The sequence below is a fragment of the Acinetobacter sp. Q186-3 genome (assembly GCF_013420655.1).
In the GTDB taxonomy this organism is placed as follows: Bacteria; Pseudomonadota; Gammaproteobacteria; order Pseudomonadales; family Moraxellaceae; genus Acinetobacter; species Acinetobacter indicus.
This window is the reverse complement of the sequence record NZ_VOXS01000002.1, coordinates 138,531-157,561: the sequence shown is the minus strand read 5'-3', so window position 1 is coordinate 157,561 and position 19,031 is coordinate 138,531. Positions and strand designations below refer to the sequence as shown.

At 50.0% G+C, this 19,031-nt stretch carries 16 protein-coding genes and 4 tRNA genes; 10 read left to right on the top strand and 10 right to left on the bottom strand.

The window, feature by feature from the left end; all coding sequences use genetic code 11:
* Window positions 1–122 precede the first annotated feature (122 nt).
* The 10 genes from FTT64_RS02495 (at window position 123) to FTT64_RS02450 (ending at window position 11,603) form a co-directional block, all read left to right on the top strand.
* Window positions 123–1,199: a patatin-like phospholipase family protein gene (locus FTT64_RS02495; protein WP_005181814.1), complete on the top strand. Its 1,077-nt coding sequence runs from the start codon at window positions 123–125 to the stop codon at window positions 1,197–1,199.
* Between the two features lie 148 nt (window positions 1,200–1,347).
* Window positions 1,348–2,133, top strand: a complete 786-nt coding sequence (gene hisIE / locus FTT64_RS02490) for a bifunctional phosphoribosyl-AMP cyclohydrolase/phosphoribosyl-ATP diphosphatase HisIE (RefSeq protein ID WP_005181811.1) — start codon at window positions 1,348–1,350, stop codon at window positions 2,131–2,133.
* Window positions 2,134–2,144: 11 nt separating this feature from the next.
* The gene (locus FTT64_RS02485; protein WP_168396671.1) at window positions 2,145–3,647 is read left to right on the top strand and encodes a UvrD-helicase domain-containing protein; all 1,503 of its coding nucleotides are present in this window, start codon (window positions 2,145–2,147) and stop codon (window positions 3,645–3,647) included.
* Window positions 3,648–3,663: 16 nt separating this feature from the next.
* Window positions 3,664–5,034, top strand: coding sequence for an AAA family ATPase (locus FTT64_RS02480; RefSeq protein ID WP_180181996.1), 1,371 nt, complete (start codon window positions 3,664–3,666; stop codon window positions 5,032–5,034).
* Between the two features lie 339 nt (window positions 5,035–5,373).
* Window positions 5,374–8,211, top strand: a complete 2,838-nt coding sequence (locus tag FTT64_RS02475; RefSeq protein ID WP_168396669.1) for a monovalent cation/H+ antiporter subunit A — start codon at window positions 5,374–5,376, stop codon at window positions 8,209–8,211.
* A gap of 2 nt (window positions 8,212–8,213) precedes the next feature.
* Window positions 8,214–8,579, top strand: a complete 366-nt coding sequence (locus tag FTT64_RS02470) for a Na+/H+ antiporter subunit C (RefSeq protein WP_075167613.1) — start codon at window positions 8,214–8,216, stop codon at window positions 8,577–8,579.
* Window positions 8,579–10,387: a monovalent cation/H+ antiporter subunit D gene (locus tag FTT64_RS02465; RefSeq protein ID WP_163143043.1), complete on the top strand. Its 1,809-nt coding sequence runs from the start codon at window positions 8,579–8,581 to the stop codon at window positions 10,385–10,387. Before FTT64_RS02470 ends, FTT64_RS02465 begins: the two co-directional genes overlap by 1 nt.
* A 2-nt stretch (window positions 10,388–10,389) precedes the next feature.
* A complete protein-coding gene (locus FTT64_RS02460) occupies window positions 10,390–10,911 on the top strand; it encodes a Na+/H+ antiporter subunit E (RefSeq protein ID WP_104499197.1) in 522 nt (173 codons plus the stop codon).
* Entirely contained in the window at window positions 10,908–11,183 is a 276-nt protein-coding gene (locus tag FTT64_RS02455) for a monovalent cation/H+ antiporter subunit F (RefSeq protein ID WP_005181799.1), read from the top strand. The genes FTT64_RS02460 and FTT64_RS02455 overlap by 4 nt, the downstream gene beginning before the upstream one ends.
* A 9-nt stretch (window positions 11,184–11,192) precedes the next feature.
* Window positions 11,193–11,603: a Na+/H+ antiporter subunit G gene (locus tag FTT64_RS02450; RefSeq protein WP_016659653.1), complete on the top strand. Its 411-nt coding sequence runs from the start codon at window positions 11,193–11,195 to the stop codon at window positions 11,601–11,603.
* A 202-nt stretch (window positions 11,604–11,805) separates the two neighbouring features.
* Here FTT64_RS02450 and FTT64_RS02445 read toward each other — a convergent pair whose 3' ends face one another.
* The 10 genes from FTT64_RS02445 to tpiA form a co-directional block, all read right to left on the bottom strand.
* Window positions 11,806–12,210 carry a ribosome-binding factor A gene (locus FTT64_RS02445; protein WP_005181793.1) on the bottom strand — a complete coding sequence of 135 codons (405 nt, stop codon included), beginning with the start codon at window positions 12,208–12,210 and terminating at the stop codon, window positions 11,806–11,808.
* Window positions 12,210–14,930 carry a translation initiation factor IF-2 gene (infB, locus tag FTT64_RS02440; protein WP_168396668.1) on the bottom strand — a complete coding sequence of 907 codons (2,721 nt, stop codon included), beginning with the start codon at window positions 14,928–14,930 and terminating at the stop codon, window positions 12,210–12,212. Before infB ends, FTT64_RS02445 begins: the two co-directional genes overlap by 1 nt.
* Window positions 14,931–14,940: 10 nt before the next feature.
* Window positions 14,941–16,425 (bottom strand): transcription termination factor NusA, encoded by a 1,485-nt coding sequence (gene nusA, locus FTT64_RS02435; RefSeq protein ID WP_005181786.1) that lies wholly within the window; start codon window positions 16,423–16,425, stop codon window positions 14,941–14,943.
* 32 nt (window positions 16,426–16,457) lie between these two features.
* Window positions 16,458–16,982 (bottom strand): ribosome maturation factor RimP, encoded by a 525-nt coding sequence (gene rimP / locus FTT64_RS02430; protein WP_005181784.1) that lies wholly within the window; start codon window positions 16,980–16,982, stop codon window positions 16,458–16,460.
* Between the two features lie 228 nt (window positions 16,983–17,210).
* Window positions 17,211–17,287, bottom strand: a tRNA-Met gene (locus tag FTT64_RS02425).
* A gap of 144 nt (window positions 17,288–17,431) precedes the next feature.
* A tRNA-Met gene (locus FTT64_RS02420) sits at window positions 17,432–17,508 on the bottom strand.
* 77 nt (window positions 17,509–17,585) lie between these two features.
* Window positions 17,586–17,662, bottom strand: a tRNA-Met gene (locus tag FTT64_RS02415).
* A 51-nt stretch (window positions 17,663–17,713) separates the two neighbouring features.
* Window positions 17,714–17,798 (bottom strand) — tRNA-Leu (locus FTT64_RS02410).
* Window positions 17,799–17,851: 53 nt separating this feature from the next.
* A complete protein-coding gene (gene secG, locus FTT64_RS02405; protein WP_005181783.1) occupies window positions 17,852–18,181 on the bottom strand; it encodes a preprotein translocase subunit SecG in 330 nt (109 codons plus the stop codon).
* Between the two features lie 13 nt (window positions 18,182–18,194).
* The gene (tpiA, locus tag FTT64_RS02400; RefSeq protein WP_005181780.1) at window positions 18,195–18,986 is read right to left on the bottom strand and encodes a triose-phosphate isomerase; all 792 of its coding nucleotides are present in this window, start codon (window positions 18,984–18,986) and stop codon (window positions 18,195–18,197) included.
* Window positions 18,987–19,031: the final 45 nt, after the last annotated feature.

Below are 19,031 nucleotides of genomic sequence, written 5' to 3'. Positions count from 1 at the left end.
ATGGCCTGCAATTGCAGATAACATACCGGATGACTGAGCAGTCAGAGAGTGAACATTCCTGCCCTTGTGAGCCTTGGTCACTGGCCTAAAATACAGACAACTGTTTATTTTTCTTCCTGACCATGATCCAGATTCTGCAAAAACGACCACCTGCCCTCACCCTTCGTGCCGGTCATCTGGCCCGGCAGCTGATTGCCGAGCAGGGCCTACAACCCGATCAGGTCGATATGATTCCGGGTGCTGCCGGTGGTCCAAAAGGTATTGGTATTCAGGGACTGGATCAGGCCATTTTTGGCGAGTTTTTGCCGCAGTCAGCGCAGCGCCGCACCCTGATTGGTTCTTCAATTGGCAGCTGGCGTTTTGCCAGCATTCTGGCCTGGGGCGCCAAAGCAGGTACCGAACGGCTGGCAGACTTATATACCAATCTGAGCTTTCATAAAAAAATGTCACGGCAGGACGTCAGTCATGTCTGCCGCGATATGCTGTTGAATCTGGTCGATGGCAAGGCACAGCAGCTGGTCGATCATCCAGATTATCATCTGACCGTGCTCTCGGTAAAAGCGCAGCACATTTTCCAGAGTGACCGTGCACTGGCCCTACTGGCCTCGGTGGCTGGTATTGTCAGCGGCAATGCACTGGCGCGCAAACACAACCGCCTGTTTATGCAGCGCGTGATCAGCCAGCCAGCTCAAGGCAACCAGTTTCAGGTGCAGGATGATTTCTTTACCCATTATCATGCGCTAACGCCGGACAATGTCACCAGCTGGCTGATGGCTTCGGCCTCAATTCCGGGCGTGATGTCCGCAATTCGGGATATTCCGGAAGCGCCGGGCAGCTACCGCGATGGCGGCCTGATTGACTATCATATTGACCTGCCGTTTCAGAGTCAGGGACTGGTGCTGTATCCGCATTTTACCGACAGCATTACCCCGGGCTGGTTCGACAAGATGCTGAAACACCGCAAGGCCAATCCGGACAATCATGCACGGACCCTGCTGATTTCACCATCAGCCGAATATTTACAGTCTTTACCCCTGGGCCGCCTACCCGACCGCAAAGACTTTAATTTAAAAGGTATGGATCAGGCACAGCGCATTCAGCTCTGGAAGCAATGTATTGCGGAAAGTCAGCGTCTGGGCGATGAGTTTTTAGAACTGGTCGAAAAGCAGTGTTTGCCGGAGGTGTTACAGCCGCTTTAAACAGGACGATAAATGAATGTTAGAGTGGTAACATCCTGAGCGAAAATAGGCAAAGATTTTTTCCTGCAAGCCGGTCAGATACCGTACACTATAGCGTTTGCGCACTGGCGTAATCTCGTTTTTCTGAACAAATTTTGGTGACATACTCATGAATAACTTGCAATGGCTCGATGAAGTAAAATTTAACGAACAGGGATTAGTGCCAGCCATTGCACAGCATCATCAAACCGGTCGGGTATTGATGGTGGCCTGGATGAACCGCGAAGCGCTGGCCTTAACCGCAGAAAAAAATCAGGCGGTGTATTTTTCCCGTTCGCGCAATAAACTCTGGCACAAAGGTGAAGAATCCGGTCATTTCCAGACCGTGCATGAAATCCGTCTGGACTGCGATGCTGATGTGATTATCCTGCAAATTGAACAGCATGGCGGCATTGCCTGCCATACTGGCCGTGAATCCTGCTTCTATCGCAAACTGACTCCGAATGGCTGGGAAATTGTTGATGCGCAGCTAAAAGACCCGAATGCGATTTATGGCGAGAAGTCCAGCAATCCGCACACCTTGGCCATGAATGCCTCCACTGCGCAATCTGAACAGGTCGAAATTCTGAGCTATTTAGGCAAAATGATGGCTGAACGTAAAGCCGCCGATCCGGATTCTTCGTATGTGGCCAAGCTGTATCACAAAGGCCTGAACAAGATTCTGGAAAAAGTTGGTGAAGAAAGCGTAGAAACTATTCTGGCAGCCAAGGAATATCAGGCTGCAGCTTATGAAGACAATAAAAATGACCTGATCTATGAAGTGGCTGACTTATGGTTCCACAGCCTGGTCATGCTCGGCTATTTCAATCTGGACCCGCAACTGATTCTGAATGAACTGGCACGCCGTCAGGGCTTATCCGGTCTGGTGGAAAAAGCCAACCGTACTCAGGCTTAAGCTGTCGCCCTGTGTCTGAGCTGAAGAAACCGACCGCCACCTATGAGCAGGCCACTGCCATTGATAACGCACGTCTGGGCAAATCCTTCAAGGTGATTGCCTATGCCGGCACAGGGAAAACCACCACCTTGCAGATGATCAGTGAAGCCATGCCGGAGCGGCGTGGCATGTATCTGGCCTTTAACAAATCCATTGCCGCAGAAGCGCAACACAAGTTTCATCGCAATGTCGATTGTCGCACCTTTCACTCGCTGGCCTTTCGTAGTGTTCCACGTGGAGTCACCGACAAACTGCGCCTGCCGCGCCTGAGTCCGAGTTTTATTGCCAAGGAATATCGTCTCGAGCCGATTACCCTGCGCCGGATGATGGGCGGCCGCTATGAAAAATATGTGCTGATGCCGTCACGGCTGGCCAGTCTGGTGGCCAATGCAGTTGGCTATTTCTGCTCGACCAGCTCGCAATATCCGGCACCACGGCATATTCAGGCACCGAACTGGCTGCACCCCGATGATGCCGAGCTGCTGCAAAAACATTTGTATCCGGCAGTAGAACGGCGCTGGCTGGAATCGATAGATCTGAACCATCAGGCCGGAATCGGTCATGATATTTACCTGAAACTGTGGGCACTGTCGGAACCGAATATTCCGGCCGATTATGTGCTGTTTGATGAAGCGCAAGATGCCGACCCGCTAATGCTGGGGATTCTGCTCAAACAGCGTAACACCCAGGTGATTTATGTTGGCGATGCCCATCAGCAAATTTATGCCTGGCGCGGTGCCATCAACGCCATGCAGCAACTGCCTTTGCCGGAGTCGCGCTTAACCACCTCATTCCGTTTTGGTCCGGACATCGCCATGACCGCCAATGCCATTCTCGGCGGTTTAAATGAAACTGTGCCGCTGCTCGGCAACCCGGATTTACATTCCAAAGTGGTGAACAAGCCGCATACCAAACAGCGTGATGCGATTTTATGCCGCACCAATGCCCGGGCGATGGAATTGCTGCTGGCCGGTCTGGTACATGGTGACAAGGTCAGCCTGCAGGCCGATCATGTCAAACTGAACCGCTTTGTCGATGCCGCCAGTATGCTGAAACAGGGCCGCCGCGTCACCGATGTGCCGGAACTGGCCTGGTTTAACTCCTGGCACGATGTACATGAATATTGCGAAACCAATGAAGGCAGCGACATTAAGCCGCTGGTAAAACTGGTGGATGATCATGGTACCGATCCGCTGAAAAAGGCGCTGGCCAAAATCACCCCGATTGGTCAGGCCGACTATATTATTTCAACCGCACACAAAGCCAAAGGGCTGGAATGGGACCGCGTGCATCTGGAAGATGACTATCAGTTCAAGGTCAATGAACGCGATCATAAAATTAGTGATGAAGAGTTACGATTACTGTACGTGGCCTGCACACGTGCTAAAGTAAGCTTAAATATCCATCATATTTACGATCTGGTGCAACAGCTGAAACAGCAGATGCCGGTGTCCTTGCGTAAGGCGGTGGGTTAAAGCATGCAGGTGACCCATGAAAATTCAGTCTGTCCAGTTCAAGCACATCACCCACTTTACCGACCTTCAGCTACAACTGCATCCGCAGCAACAGCCTGTGGCCTTAATTCTGGGCAATCAGAGTTCCGGTAAAACCTCGCTACTGCGCTTCACCTATCAGGCACTGACCTGGTTTGCTGCCCGTTATAAAGATTTACGCACCTCGGGACTGGTCATGCTTGATCAGGACATTATGCACACCCGGCTGCAGTCCAAAATTGATCTGTGCGTGTGTTTTCCCAAAGACATTGGCAGCCTGCCGGAAAGCAGCGATGCCCAGCAGCAGGACCGTCAGTGCTGCGACTGGCAGCTGTACAAAACCCTGAACAGCAACGGCGTCGGGGTCAGCAAGACCGAAACCCAGAAACTGGAAAAAATGGTCAGCCTGTACCAGCAGGCGGTAAAACAGGACCCGCTACAAGGTCTGCCATTAATTGCCTATTATCCGGCCGAACGTTTTGTCAATGAAGTCAATCTGCTAAGTAAAAACAATCCGCTGATTTTTCAGGCCGCACATGCCTATGAAATTTCGGCCATCCCCTTCACCACCTTTACACGCTTCTTTGAGTGGTTCCGGGAAATTTCCGATATTGAAAACGCCCAGAGCGCCCAACTGATTGAACAGTTATTACATCCGCAGCATCCCGACGCAGAACCTCCACGGCGTGACAAACTGATGCAGGCACATGCCCAGATGCACGCGCCAAGTCTGCAGGCCCTGCGCGATGCACTACAAATTGTGCTGCCGGAACTGAGCCAGATTTATCTGCAATATCATCCGAAACTGCAATTGATGGTCACCTATCAGGGCAAAACCCAGCTCTATCAGCAGCTGTCCAACAGTATCCGCAACTGGATTGCACTGGTCGGCGATATTGTGCGGCGTTTATGTCTGCTGAATCCTTATAGTCTGTATCCAACTCTAGAAGGCGACGGCATTCTGCTGATTGATCAGGTCGATCATCAGCTCGATCAGGATATGGCCTCGGTAATTCTGGCGCGTTTGCATCAGGCTTTTCCGGCACTGCAGATTATTGCCACCGGTAACCGCACGGCACTCTTGGAAAATGCCGAAGACTATCAATGTTTAAGGCTGGATCAGCAGCAATTACATCCAATTCATCTGCAACCGGTGCAGGAACAGCTCGACGCCATTTATGCCCAGTTTATGCAGACTGAAGCCAGCAGCAGCGATGAAAGCCTGAGTGAAGAAGCGGTACAGGAGCCGGCCAGCGTGAAGGACCTCTATCAGCAGATTCAGCAGCATTTAAATGCCGAACAGCAGGAAGCCCTGCTGAAACGGCTGCAAAATGATGATGACACCTCGACCCCGCATCCGTTGCCTTAGATACGGCTTTGAATATGGGGGAATATCGGAAAATCAGCCGAAAAAGTCCGGTCTGATCTAACAATTTCATCCTGAAAAAAGTTCGGCGGCGTATAATGTCTGCCGTGTGCGCAAAAACAAATTGATGTTGTTTTATTCATGTAATAAAATCAATCAGATTTATATTTTTATAGTAAAATCCGATTTTCTATAAGTTTCTCAAGTTGCGCAACACAACTTGTTTATTTAGACATAATTCTATTTTTCGGCTTTCAAGATTGAGTATTTTGGACTGCTCCTTGCATTCCTGTAATCCTTGAAAGATAAGATTCACCCTTAGGTTTTGAACCTATCAAGACAATGGATACGAGTGTGCTATCGATTATTATATTGCTACCGCTGGTACTTGGCACAACCCTTGTCTCGTGGCTGAAGCAATTCTCGCGCGGGGTAACGGCTTTAGGGGCGATAGGAGTCAGTTTAAGCAGTCTGATCCTGTTACTGACTCAAGCAAAGGATGTCTTTAATGGCGCCACAATCATTCAGTCATGGTCGTGGCTACCCCAGTTAGGGATTGATTTAAGCTTTCGCCTGGATGCTTTAGGTTTATTATTTTCTTTGCTGATTACCGGTATCGGTACCCTCATCTTTATTTATGCTTATTATTATTTAAGCCCCAAAAACTCCCTCAGCAAACTGTATCTCCTGCTCATGCTGTTTATGGCAGCCATGCTCGGGATTTCATTGTCGAATAACCTGATTATCCTGCTGGTGTTCTGGGAACTGACCAGTATTTCCTCGTTCCTGCTGGTGGGTTACTGGAGCAATTACGAAGCGGCTCAACGCGGCTCACGTATGGCCCTAACCATTACCGGCATGGGCGGCCTGGCCATGCTGGGTGGTTTTGTCCTGCTCGGACAGATCACCGGCACCTATGAGCTGGACCAGATTCTGACCATGACCGATCAGATTCAAAGCCATGTGCTGTTTGTACCCAGTTTATTGCTGATTTTACTCGGCGCCTTTACCAAAAGTGCCCAGTTCCCGTTCCATTTCTGGTTGCCGAATGCCATGGCGGCACCAACGCCGGTATCGGCCTATCTGCACTCCGCGACCATGGTGAAAGCCGGAATTTTCCTGCTGGCGCGTCTGCTGCCAATTTTTGCCGGCGCGGCGCTGTACCATAATCTGGTCACCTTTGTTGGTCTGTTTACCCTGTGTATCGCGGCTTTCTTTGCCATTTTCAAAGAAGATCTGAAAGGTCTGCTGGCCTATTCCACCATCAGCCATTTGGGCCTGATTGTCTGCCTGCTCGGGATTGGTTCTCCGCTGGCCGTAGCTGCAGCCATTTTCCATATTATTAACCACGCCACCTTTAAAGCGGCGCTGTTCATGATTGCCGGGATTATTGACCATGAATCCGGCACCCGTGATTTACGCAAACTGAGTGGCTTATGGCAGCTGTTACCGTTTACCGGTACGCTAACCATGATTACGGCTGCGTCGATGGCAGGTGTGCCTCTGTTCAACGGCTTCCTGTCCAAAGAAATGTTCTTTACCGAACTGCTGGCCAATTTAAGCGGACCGGTGGTGGTGATCTCGGCAATTGTCGCGACACTGGCCGGTATTTTTGCCGTGGCCTATTCGGTGCGCTTAGTGCATGGCGTGTTCTTCGATGGCCCGATTGGCAAAGACGTACCCAATAAAGATGCACATGAACCGCCAATGGGCATGCGCGCACCGGCCCTGATTCTGGCGATTTTATGTATTGCTGTCGGCCTGTTCCCTGCCCTGCTGGTTGAGCATCTGGTCAATAGCACCACCCGTGCCAGTACCCAGCTGATGAATTTTGAAGGCACCCATCTGGCCATCTGGCACGGCTTTAACCTGCCATTGCTAATGAGTGTGATTGCGCTGGTGGGCGGTCTGGTGATGTATTTTGCCCTGGCCAAAGGCGGCCGTATCCGCGAGATTGATCTTGATCCGGCATTGGGCCGCTTACAGGGACGGGTGTTATTTGACCTGTTCTTAAAAGGCCTATTGCTGAACTCGCGCCGCTTTAAACGCCTGACCGAAAACGGCTCCCTACAAAGTTATCTGTTCTGGATTCTGGTGTTTACCATTGCACTGGTGTCGGTGCCGCTGCTGAATCAGGGGATTGGTACCGGTACGCGTGAGCTGACCCAGGCACCTGCAATTGCCATTGTCTTGTGGCTGCTGTTATTCAGTGCCTGCTGGATGATGCTGTGGTTCCATCATGAACGGATTAAAGCTGTCCTGATCAGTGGCGCCGTCGGTCTGGTGGTAACCATGATCTTTGTAACCCTGTCGGCTCCGGATCTGGCCCAAACCCAGATTACCGTCGATGTGGTGACCACCGTGCTGTTACTGATGAGCCTGTCGCTGCTGCCACAATTAACCCCGTATGAGTCAAGCAGCACCCGCCGCTGGCGCGATGCCGGAATTGCAATTCTGGCCGGTGCTGGCATCAGCTGGCTGGCCTGGTTAATCATGACCCGTGATCACAACTCGATTTCATGGTTCTTTAACCAGCAGTCGATTCCACTGGGCGGCGGTACCAACGTGGTCAACGTGATTCTGGTCGACTTCCGTGGCTTCGATACCTTCGGTGAAATTACCGTACTCGGTATTGCTGCCATTGGTGCCCTCTGCCTGATGGATGGTATGCGTGCCCACGGCACCACCATGACGCAGGGCCTGACCTATCGTTTTAACCCATCTCCACTGATGCTGCGCATGACCGCTTCCTGGATTTTACCAGTGGCCCTAGTAATCAGCCTGTATATTTTCCTGCGCGGGCACAACCTGCCAGGCGGTGGCTTTATTGCCGGACTGGTCACATCAATGGCACTGATCATTCAGTACATTGCCATTGGTCAGGACCAAACCGAGCAAATGCTGAAAGCCAAATCCGGACGTTTATATGAAATCTGGATTGGTTCCGGTCTAACCATTGCCGGCATGACCGGGATTGCAGCCTGGTTCTGGGGCCGTCCATTCCTGACCAGCGCGCATATTTATGTCAATCCGCCGGTGATTGGTGAGCTGCATTTGGCTTCAGCGGCACTGTTTGATGTCGGGGTCTATGTCACCGTTGTCGGGGCAACCATGTTGCTGATTTCCGTGCTGGGCGACTCGCGTCACTCCAGTATGTCTGGTCCAATTCCTCGGGGGTAAGCATGATTAGTATCGAATTTTTAGTCGCAACCTCTGTAGGTTTACTGGTCGCCACCGGCGTGTACCTGATCTTAAGGGCACGTACCTTTCCGGTGGTACTGGGCCTGGCCATGATTGGTTATGCAGTCAATATTTTCCTGTTCGCCATGGGCCGGATTCAGCTGAATGCACCGGCCATTTTAACCACGGCAGCACAATCCACCGACCCTTTACCGCAAGCACTGGTGCTGACTGCTATTGTAATTGGCTTTGCCACCACCGCCTTTGTGGTGCAACTGGCCTTACGCAGCCGTTATGAATCGGGAACCGACCATGTGGATGCCAAAGATGATCCTGCTTTACTTGACCCACGTGAGGATGAGCCATAATGCATGACTTTATCCAATTCTGGGCGCAACACACTCCTATTCTCAGCATCCTGCTGCCGGCTTTTACCGGTTTTATTCTAGTGCTGCTGGGCAACCCGGGTTCGGGTTCGCTGTCGTATGACTGGCGCCAGCCGTGGCGTCGTGGCATCAGCCTGATTTCGACTATTCTCGGACTGGGCTTGGCGATCAGCTATCTGATGCTGGCCAAAACCGGCCAGATTACTGTCTACAACCTGTCTGAATGGTCAGCTCCATTCGGGATTGTACTGGTGCTGGATCAGCTGTCTGCGCTAATGCTGGTACTGACCTACGGTCTGGCCTTGCCAGTGCTGTGGTTCGCCTGCCAGCAATGGGATGAACGTGGTCGCTATTTCCATGCCATGTTCCATTTCCTGATGATGGGCTTGTGCGGGGCTTTCCTCACCGGCGATTTATTTAACCTGTTCGTATTTTTTGAAGTGCTGCTGCTGGCTTCGTATGTGCTGTTGCTGCATAGCCAAGGCAAACCGCGCTTTCAGCTTGGGGTGCATTACGTCACCATCAACCTGCTGGCTTCAGCGCTGTTCCTGATTGGTCTGGGCATGATTTACGGCAGTGTCGGCAGCCTCAACATGGCCGATGTGGCCCGTTTAATACCGACGCTGGCAGAAGATCAGCATCGTCTGGCGGTGGTCGGCGGCTTGATCCTGTTTATTGTGTTCGGGATTAAAGCGGCGATGCTGCCAGTCGGCTTCTGGTTACCGAAAACCTATGCCGTAGCAGCTACCCCTGTGGCGGCGATTTTTACCATTATGACCAAGGTCGGGATTTATGCGATTTTAAGGGTCAATGGGACGGTCTTTGATGATGAACTGAGTCAGAAAATTCTCAGCAACTGGTTATTGCCAATTGGCCTGATTACCTCACTGTATGGCGTCATCGGTGCAATTGGGGCAGAACGCTTACGCCGTTTTGTCGGTTTTATGATGCTGTCGTCGATTGGCACCATCCTGATTGCGATTGCCCTGTTTAGCACCCAGGCCTGGACGGCAGCGTTGTATTATCTGGTACACAGTACCTTAATTGCCGCTGCCTTCTATCTGTTCTGCGGCTGGGTCACGGCGCAGCGCGGTGAATTTAAGGATCACTTTAATATCGCCCCGCAAATGAAACAGCATAAAGTGATGTCAATTACCTATCTGCTGATTGCACTAATGATTGCCGGCCTGCCGCCTTTTAGTGGCTTCCTCGGTAAAGTATTCTTGTTACAGGCCACGGCTGATGCGCCTTATCAGGGCATTATTATTGCCGTGGTGCTGCTAGTTGGTTTACTCAGTATTCTGGCCCTGACCCGGGTTGGCTTTATCCTGTTCTGGCGCGCATCGCGTCCGGAAGATGATCCGGACAATGACGCCTATCACAGCTACCAGGCCCTGCCAGCCAAGGCCCCGAAAGGCAATGATAAGGCCATTTACCTGTTATTGGCAGCACTGGTGGCTTATGTGGTTTTTGCTAATCCAATCCAGCGTTATGCCTTTAGCACGGCCCAGCAAATGCAGAACAACCGTCTGTATGAAATGGCGGTGTTAAAGCAGGATGAAACCGGCCAGGTGATTAGCGTCCAGCCTTATGATCCAAACTATTTGCCAGAAACCAAATACAGTGGTGAAAAACCGGACCCGAATGCCAAGCTGATTCCGTATGTAATCAGTCCAAATACACTGGAAGGTGAGCATATTTCGGACTATAAACAACGTCAGATCAATCAGCAGATTGAGCAGGACGCCGCAAGCAACGACCTGCCACAACTTAAACCTATGGAGCCATAACTATGCAAAAGACATCGTTTTGGGATATCTGGCTGCCACATCCCTTTGTTTCGGTGATTGTAGCCATTAGCTGGTTGTTACTGGCACATAGTGTTTCTGCCGGCAATCTGCTGATGGCATTGATCCTGAGTATCCTGATTCCACTGATGGTCAAACCGTTTATTGCCCGCACCCCGAATATCCACTGGGTGCCAGCCTTTAAACTGTTCTGGGTGGTGGTCTGGGATATTATCCTGTCCAATATCCGCGTCGCCAAACAGGTGCTGGGACCCACCGATGCGCTGCATCCGAAATGGTTCCGTGTGCCACTGGAGACCGAGCATGAACAGGTCAACACCCTGCTGGCGATGATCATTACCACCACGCCGGGGACGGTCACGGCCGGTATTGACCAGGACCGTGGCGATATTCTGGTACATGCCTTAAGTACAGATGACGAAGAAGCTGAAATTGCCCTGATCAAGAGCCGTTATGAACAGCCGCTGATTGAAATCTTTAACGTCAAGACAGGAGTGGCCTCATGATGATATTGCCTTATGCGCTTGGCATCTGCCTGATTGCCATTGCCGGCTCGATGTTTATGTGCCTGATTCGCCTGATTATGGGACCGTCAATTGTGGATCGTCTGCTGGCGCTGGATACCCTGTTTTTAAATGCGACCTGTCTGATTGTGGTGCTGGGCATTTACTGGACCAGTACTTCACTGTTTGAAGGTGCGTTACTGGTGGCGATGCTAGGCTTTGTTTCAACCGCTGCCCTGGCCCGTTACTTCACCTCTGGCCACGTGATTGATTAGGAGAACAGCATGCAACTGATGATGGAAATCCTGGTCTCCATTTTCCTGTTAATCGGCACCTTCTTTATGCTGGTCGGCGGAATTGGCATGATTCGTCTGCCGGACCTGTTTATGCGCCTGCATGCCCCGACCAAGTCCAGTACCTTAGGTCTGGGCAGCTTCCTGATTGCTGCCATTATTTATTCAGCTTATCTGGGTCGCTTCGGTTTTGCAGAAGTGCTGATTACCCTGTTTGCCTTTATTACCGCGCCGGTATCGGCCAACCTGATGGCACAGGCAGCCCTGCATTTACGTCTGCGCTCGATGAGTGGTGAAGTCCCAGAAACCCTGGAACGTCCGCTACCATGGCAGCGTAGCCGTCGCCGCGCCTTTACAGATCGTGAACCACTGGGCAGAATCAAACCCTCTAAAGACGAATAAGTCTTCGCGTCATCTTCTAAAAAAACCTGACCCGGATTGTTCCTGGTCAGGTTTTTTATGTGCTGTCTCAACCGCCCTGCCCTTGCCTGATTGCAATCTTAAAGCGCTTGTTTCTGCTGGAAGATAAGCAAGTTAAGTAATTACGGATGACATAAAAAAAGCCACCCGAAGGTGGCTTTTTTGCATAGACCTGCTGGCCTACTTATTCTTCATCTTTTTTTGCATCGGCAGCTGGTAAATCTTTTACTGCTTCTGCAATCAGACCAAACATATAGTTACCGTAGGCATTGGTTTTGTCGTAATGGAAACGCAAACGCGGCGTAATCCGGGTCTTGATCCGACGGCTCAGCTCATGGCGCAGGAAACCGGAGGCTTTGTTAAGCACATCCAGGGTTTCCTTGTTTGCCGCTTCACTTTGCTCATCGCCAAGTTCACGACCCATTACGGTCACATACACTTCGGCATAGCCTAAATCTGGGCTGACTTTCACCGCCGAGATGGTCACCAGACCACCCAGACGTGGATCTTTCAGCTCCTGGCGGATCAGGTCGGACAACTCGCGTTGTACCGTATCTGCCATTCGCTTAAGACGCTGACTACCCGCCATTAAAGACTCCGTTTAATTAGTTGGACATCGTACACTTCAATCTTGTCTTGTACTTTGATGTCTTTATAGCCTTTGACTGCAAGACCACATTCCATACCAGCACGGACTTCTTCCACCACGTCTTTATAACGACGCAGAGATTCAAGTTCGCCCTGGAACACCACCACATCATCACGTAATACGCGAATCGGCTTGTTACGGTGTAAAGTACCTTCCAGTACCATACAGCCTGCTGCTGCACCGAACTTGCTTGAGTGGAATACTTCACGGACTTCCGCCACACCCAGAATCGTTTCACGGTGTTCTGGTGCCAGCTTGCCGCTCATCGCATCTTTCACGTCATCAATCAATTGATAGATGATCGAGTAGTAACGGATGTCGATACCGTCAGCATCGGCTTTTTGACGTGCAGTATTGTCGGCACGAACGTTAAAGCCCAGCAGTACCGCTTCTGAAGATTCAGCCAGCGTTACGTCAGATTCAGTGATCGCACCGACACCTGAACCAATCACACGGACTTTCACTTCATCCGTTGAAAGCTCGGCCAGTGCCACGTGCAATGCTTCCAGCGTACCACGTACGTCAGTTTTCAGTACCACGTTCACAATCGGCACATCTTTCTTGCCCATAGACGCCATGATGTTCTCAAGACGCATTGCAGACTGACGCTCAAGACGTTTCTGACGTTCACGATCCATACGCGCATCAGCAACTTCACGCGCTTTCTTCTCGTCATTGACCACCAGTACTTCATCACCCGCCATTGGCGCTTCTGGCAGACCCAGAATTTCCACTGGAATTGATGGACCAGCAGACTTGATGCGTTTACCGTTTTCATCGGTCATGGCACGTACACGGCCATAAGATGAACCGGCAAGTACCAAGTCACCCACTTTCAGGGTACCGTTTTGAACCAGAATCGAGGTCACTGCACCACGGCCTTTATCAACACGTGCTTCAATCACCACACCTTGTGCTGCACCTTCTTCAGAGGCTTTCAATTCCATCATTTCTGCTTGAATTGAAATCAGGTCAAGTAATTCGTCAATGCCGGCACCGGTATGCGCGGAAACTTTGGCGACTGGAACATCACCGCCCCATTCTTCAGGCACGATTTCCTTGGTGGTTAATTCGTTCAGTACGCGGTCTGGATCAGCTGAATCTTTGTCCATCTTGTTGATGGCAACAATGATTGGCGTACCCGCTGCACGCGCATGGTCAATCGCTTCTGCAGTTTGTGGCATCACGCCATCATCTGCTGCAACCACCAACACCACGATATCAGTCGCTTTGGCACCACGTGAACGCATCGCGGTAAACGCGGCGTGACCCGGAGTATCTAGGAAGGTGATGATACCTTTGTCTGTTGTCACATGGTAAGCACCGATATGCTGGGTAATACCACCGGCTTCGCCTTGTGCCACTTTAGCACGGCGGATACGGTCAAGAAGCGAGGTTTTACCATGGTCAACGTGACCCATGATGGTAACAACAGGTGGACGCGTAGTTTGCTCACCACGTGCTTCTTCAGCCGCTTCCAGCAGGTTGTCTTCTGCCGCAGTTTCAGACACCAGCACCGGATTGTGGCCCATTTCTTCAACCACAAGCACCGCAGTATCCTGATCAATGGCCTGGTTTTGTGTGACCAGCTCACCCATCTTCATCAGGGTCTTGATTACTTCACGTACTTTAATTGCCATTTTCGCAGCCAAGTCAGCCACAATAATGGTTTCACCAATTTCTACATCATAAACCTGTTTTTTCACTGGTTTTTCAAAGCCATGCTTGTTGGCCTGACTGGTTTTTAAACCACGTTTATGCGAGTTGTCACGGAACGACTGTTCTTCACCACGACGGCCACCTTTCTTCTGGCCACGGGTATCTTTGGTTCCGCCACCACGTTTGATTTCACGGTCTTCTTTGGCAAATGAATCTTCATAGGCCTGACCCACCAGACCTGCGGCCAATGGTGAATCATCAATTACGCGAATGGTCGGTGCAGCATCATCAGATGAATACTTCGATGCCATTTTACGCATTTGCTCAAGGGTACGTTGCTGCGCTTCTTCAGCTGCCTTACGACGTGCAGCTTCTTCAGTCGCTTTCAACTGTGCTGCCTGTTCTTCACGGGCGCGTTTTTGCTCAGGCGTTTCAACCACTTTAACCTGGGCTTTCACCACTGGCTTGTTGGTTGATTTACGCTTCACCACCACAGCGGCTTTAGAAGTTTCCTGTTTGGCGGTTTCCTGTTTCGCAGCAGCACGCATTGCTTCTAAGGCCTGTTTGGCTTTAGATTCGCCTTTGCTGGCAGCTTCTGGCGCAGCTTTTGGCTTCGCCGGTTCACGGGCTTGCTGTTCAGCTACTTTGGCTTCTGCTTCAGCCTGTGCTTTGGCCAAAGCTTCTGCTTTGATTTGCTCAGGGTCTGGCTTGACAAATGTATGCTTCTTGCGCACTTCTACATTAATTGTTTTCGCCTTACCTGACGTACTTGCCACTTTAGCAGTACTGGTAGTTTTACGTTTCAACGTGATTTGTCCTGCATTACCCGCATCTTGACCATGTACTTTTTTCAAGTGGGTCACGAGGGTATCTTGTTGTTCAGTGGAAATAATGTCGTCAGCTTTACGTTGCGGTAAACCTGCATCACGAACCTGCTCCAGGAGTTTCTCAACTGGACGTCCTACGCTGAGCGCTAACTCTTTAATCGTCTTGTCCGTCATACATTACCTCCTAGTTAAACCATGATTCGCGTGCTTTCATAATGAGTTGACCCGCTTTGTCAGCACCTAGACCTTCAATATCTGCGATATCGTCGGTGGCCTGGTCTGCCAAGTCATCAACGGTCACTACACCACGAGCAGCAAGCGCATAGGCGATCTCTTGTGTCATCCCTTCCATTGCCAGAAGTTCGTCACTCGGATCCTGAATATTTTCTTGCTGTTTTAACGCATCTGCCAAAGCCACTTCTTTGGCACGACTTTGCAATAATTCAACCAGCTCGGCATCAAGCTCAATTTCATCAAATGTTTCTGCTGGTACATAGGCAATCTCTTCCAGTGAAGTGAAGCCCATTTCAACCAGTGCCATCGCCAGGTCTTCTGCAATGTCCAAACGCGATACAAACATATCCAGATATTGCTGCGCTTCATTTTGCTGACGCGCGTAATATTCTTCTTCCAGCATCATGTCCAGTTTATAACCGGTCAGTTCAGATGCTAGACGTACGTTTTGACCTTGTGAACCAATGGCACGGGCCAATTGATCGCTGGTGGCAAAAATAATGTCGGCAGTACGTGCATCTTCATCAATCACGATACTCGATACATCAGCCGGCTCTAATGCGCTGGCAATGTACTGTGCCGGATCATCTGACCACACCACCACATCAATACGCTCACCATTAAGCTCCTGCTGGACTGCCTGGATACGCGTACCACGCATACCAATACATGCACCAACCGGATCAATACGATGATCGTTGGTTTTCACTGCAATCTTAGCACGAACGCCTGGTTGACGCGCAGCCGCCTTGATTTCAATGATTTCTTCAGAAATTTCAGGAATTTCTTTTTTCATTAACGCCATCAGCATTTCAGGTTTCGCACGTGACAATAGTAATTGCGCACCACGACCTTCACGGTTGACGTTAAATAAAATGGCATTCACGCGCTGTTTTGGACGCAGAATTTCCTTTGGAATCATTTCTTCACGTGCCAGATACGCTTCGGCATTGTCACCTAAATCAATGATAAAGCCATCTTTGGTCTGCTTTTTCACTTCACCGTAAATCAGCTCGCCCACTTTGGCTTCATAAGCATCGGCAACGAGTGCACGTTCTGCTTCACGAATTTTCTGAACAATTACCTGTTTGGCAATTTGCGCCGCAATACGACCGAAATCAATTGATTCCACTTCAAGTTCGCGAATGTCACCAATTGACCACTGCGCCGGATCGACATCAGAAATCGCATCCTGACATGCTGGCATTTCATGATCTTCATCCGCCACCACTTCCCATTGACGGAAAGTACGGTAGTCACCTGTTTTACGGTCGATTTCTACACGTAAACGTGCTTCTTCCGCATTTGTGCCTTCGTAAAATTTCTTTTTCGTCGCAGCAACAAGAGCCTGCTCTAGCGCCTCAAAGATTGCTTCACGACTTACACCTTTTTCGTTACTAACCGTTTCAACGACGGTAAGAATTTCGCGTGCCATAAGTCACCTATTTTAGATTCTTATTTATTGAATTAATCTTGATAAACCAGATTGGCCTTATCGATATTGTGGCTGTCAATTTCCAGCACTTGCTGTTTTTCAACTTCAACCTGAATGGTTTCATTTTCAAGGTCAACTGCCACCAGTTTTGCCTGGAATTTACGACGGTTTTCTACCGCGCTAATCAAACGCAAGGCGATGGTCTGGCCAATATAGGCAGGAAGCTGTTCCAGCTGGAAAAACGGACGATCCCAACCTGGTGAAGACACTTCGAGTGCATATTCACCTGAGATCGGATCATGAACGTCCAAAATGGCGCCCACTTGCTGAGTCACGCGCACACAATCCTGTACGCCTACACCACGACCCTGCTCGAGTTCACCGTCTTCATTCAGGACCGGTGCGGCATTTTCATCAACCGCTTTGTCGATATAAATACGCAATAGTGAGCGTTTACCTTGTGGCAGGAATTCAATTCCCCACAAATCTACATCACAGGCTGCAACTGCGGGTGCAATCAAGTCCTGGAGTGCCTGGGTTTTATTTGATAGCTTCATTTACTCTCGTCATATGGGTGCGATTCAATGGCCTGATCTGACCACTACAGTCTCATTCAAGCTATAGTAGTAGTGAAACATGACACTTGAGTTTATGCCGTATCCGGCTCATATCGACACTACACGATAGCCAATAAAAAAGGGCGTAAATCGCCCCTATTATTACACAGAAAAACCAATGTCCACTGTGCAAAAAGGCCCACCTTGTTGTGAGCCTCTTAAGAAACTTGGTAGCGGGAGCTGGATTTGAACCAACGACCTTCGGGTTATGAGCCCGACGAGCTACCAGACTGCTCCATCCCGCATCAACGTGCAAAAATTATATACAAAATATGCACAATTTTCAATGAAAATCGTATGTCCTGTATATGGCGTTATTTATCGCTGAAGAATGAGTAACAAGCGTCAGATTCAACCAACATGGAAATATATTACTCAACCATTAAAAATGGTAGCGGGAGCTGGATTTGAACCAACGACCTTCGGGTTATGAGCCCGACGAGCTACCAGACTGCTCCATCCCGCATCAGCGTACAAATAACTCTTCTCAGCTCAAGAAACTTAAGCCGCCTTTTAAAGTTTGCATCTTTAAAAAGGATTGATTGGTAGCGGGAGCTGGATTTGAACCAACGACCTTCGGGTTATGAGCCCGACGAGCTACCAGACTGCTCCATCCCGCATCAACAGAAGTTTTGCTGCATACACCAAACTTATGTTCTGGATTATAAGTTTGGTGCGGAAGGGGGGACTTGAACCCCCACGCCCGAAAGCACTACCACCTCAAGGTAGCGTGTCTACCAATTCCACCACCACCGCAGCTGTGACGCATTCTAGTCGCATCACCGCGAAAAATAAAGGCCTAATTGCAATTATTCGCCAGTTTGAGGTGTAGTTGGTGAAGAATCAGGCAATGTTGCCGGCGCGGTTGTGGTCGCCGGAATTGATTTTAAACTGTAGGCATCGGTGGTTTGCTGTTTGGCAAATACCGCCAGGGTCAGACTGGTGATAAAGAACAAAGCCGTTAAAATTCCAGTCAAACGGGTCATAAAATTACCCGAACCAGAGGCACCAAATACGGTCGCCGCACCGCCGCCACCAAAAGAAGCACCAGCATCTGCCCCTTTGCCGTGCTGAACTAGAATCAGCACAATCATCAAGACGGCTAAAATAATATGTACTACCAGCACAAAAGTTTGCATGCTGAACTCCTAATTATTGTGTATTGGCAAAGGCCTGCGCAATTTGATGGAACGATGCCGCATTTAAAGAAGCACCGCCGACCAGCGCGCCATTAATATCTGGGCAGGCTGCTAACTCTACTGCATTTTCCGGCTTAACACTACCACCGTACAGAATAGCCATTTGCGGACCATAGCTGGTCAGCTGGGTCAGACCTTCACGAATTTTGGCATGCATGGCCTGTGCATCTTCAGGCGAAGCGGTTTTACCGGTACCAATCGCCCAGATTGGCTCATAGGCAATTACAATATTCTGCCACTGCTCTGCCTCAACCACTGCTGCAATGTCACAAATCTGCTGTAACACCACCTGCTCGGCCTGGCCACTTTCACGCTGCTGCAGGCTTTCACCGACACAGTAAATTACGGTCAGACCGGCTGCCAGTGCATTTTGAATTTTTGCATTTAGAATTTGCACATTTTCAGCAAAAATTTCACGGCGTTCTGAATGACCGACCAGTACAAAGCCAATCTGGCTGTCTTTTAATAGCTCGGCACTCACCTCACCAGTATAAGCACCTAAACCAGCAATACGTGAAACATCTTGTGCCACGGTATACACCGGACGTACCGCAGTTTTCAGCTGTTCCTGAACACTGCCCAATGCGATTGCAACTGGCGCAACCCCTAAATGACACTGTGCGGCATCAATGGCCTGCTGTTCTAATAATGTTTTAAATTCTGAAACCAGCTGTTGCGCTTCTGCTTGCACTGGGTTCATTTTCCAATTGCCAATCACCCAAGGCGTAATCGCCGAACCCGACATACAATACCTATTCAAATACCTATGTTTCAATCGCGCACATTCTAC

Bases quoted from the DNA above. Each gene is read 5' to 3' on its own strand.
- FTT64_RS02475 (WP_168396669.1), top strand. From the start codon at position 5,374: ATGGATACGAGTGTGCTATCGATTATTATATTGCTACCGCTGGTACTT.
- hisIE (WP_005181811.1), top strand. From the start codon at position 1,348: ATGAATAACTTGCAATGGCTCGATGAAGTAAAATTTAACGAACAGGGA.
- FTT64_RS02455 (WP_005181799.1), top strand. From the start codon at position 10,908: ATGATGATATTGCCTTATGCGCTTGGCATCTGCCTGATTGCCATTGCC.
- FTT64_RS02450 (WP_016659653.1), top strand. From the start codon at position 11,193: ATGCAACTGATGATGGAAATCCTGGTCTCCATTTTCCTGTTAATCGGC.
- FTT64_RS02480 (WP_180181996.1), top strand. From the start codon at position 3,664: ATGAAAATTCAGTCTGTCCAGTTCAAGCACATCACCCACTTTACCGAC.
- FTT64_RS02470 (WP_075167613.1), top strand. From the start codon at position 8,214: ATGATTAGTATCGAATTTTTAGTCGCAACCTCTGTAGGTTTACTGGTC.
- rimP (WP_005181784.1), bottom strand. From the start codon at position 16,982: ATGAAGCTATCAAATAAAACCCAGGCACTCCAGGACTTGATTGCACCC.
- nusA (WP_005181786.1), bottom strand. From the start codon at position 16,425: ATGGCACGCGAAATTCTTACCGTCGTTGAAACGGTTAGTAACGAAAAA.
- infB (WP_168396668.1), bottom strand. From the start codon at position 14,930: ATGACGGACAAGACGATTAAAGAGTTAGCGCTCAGCGTAGGACGTCCA.
- secG (WP_005181783.1), bottom strand. From the start codon at position 18,181: ATGCAAACTTTTGTGCTGGTAGTACATATTATTTTAGCCGTCTTGATG.
- FTT64_RS02495 (WP_005181814.1), top strand. From the start codon at position 123: ATGATCCAGATTCTGCAAAAACGACCACCTGCCCTCACCCTTCGTGCC.
- FTT64_RS02445 (WP_005181793.1), bottom strand. From the start codon at position 12,210: ATGGCGGGTAGTCAGCGTCTTAAGCGAATGGCAGATACGGTACAACGC.
- FTT64_RS02465 (WP_163143043.1), top strand. From the start codon at position 8,579: ATGCATGACTTTATCCAATTCTGGGCGCAACACACTCCTATTCTCAGC.
- tpiA (WP_005181780.1), bottom strand. From the start codon at position 18,986: ATGTCGGGTTCGGCGATTACGCCTTGGGTGATTGGCAATTGGAAAATG.
- FTT64_RS02460 (WP_104499197.1), top strand. From the start codon at position 10,390: ATGCAAAAGACATCGTTTTGGGATATCTGGCTGCCACATCCCTTTGTT.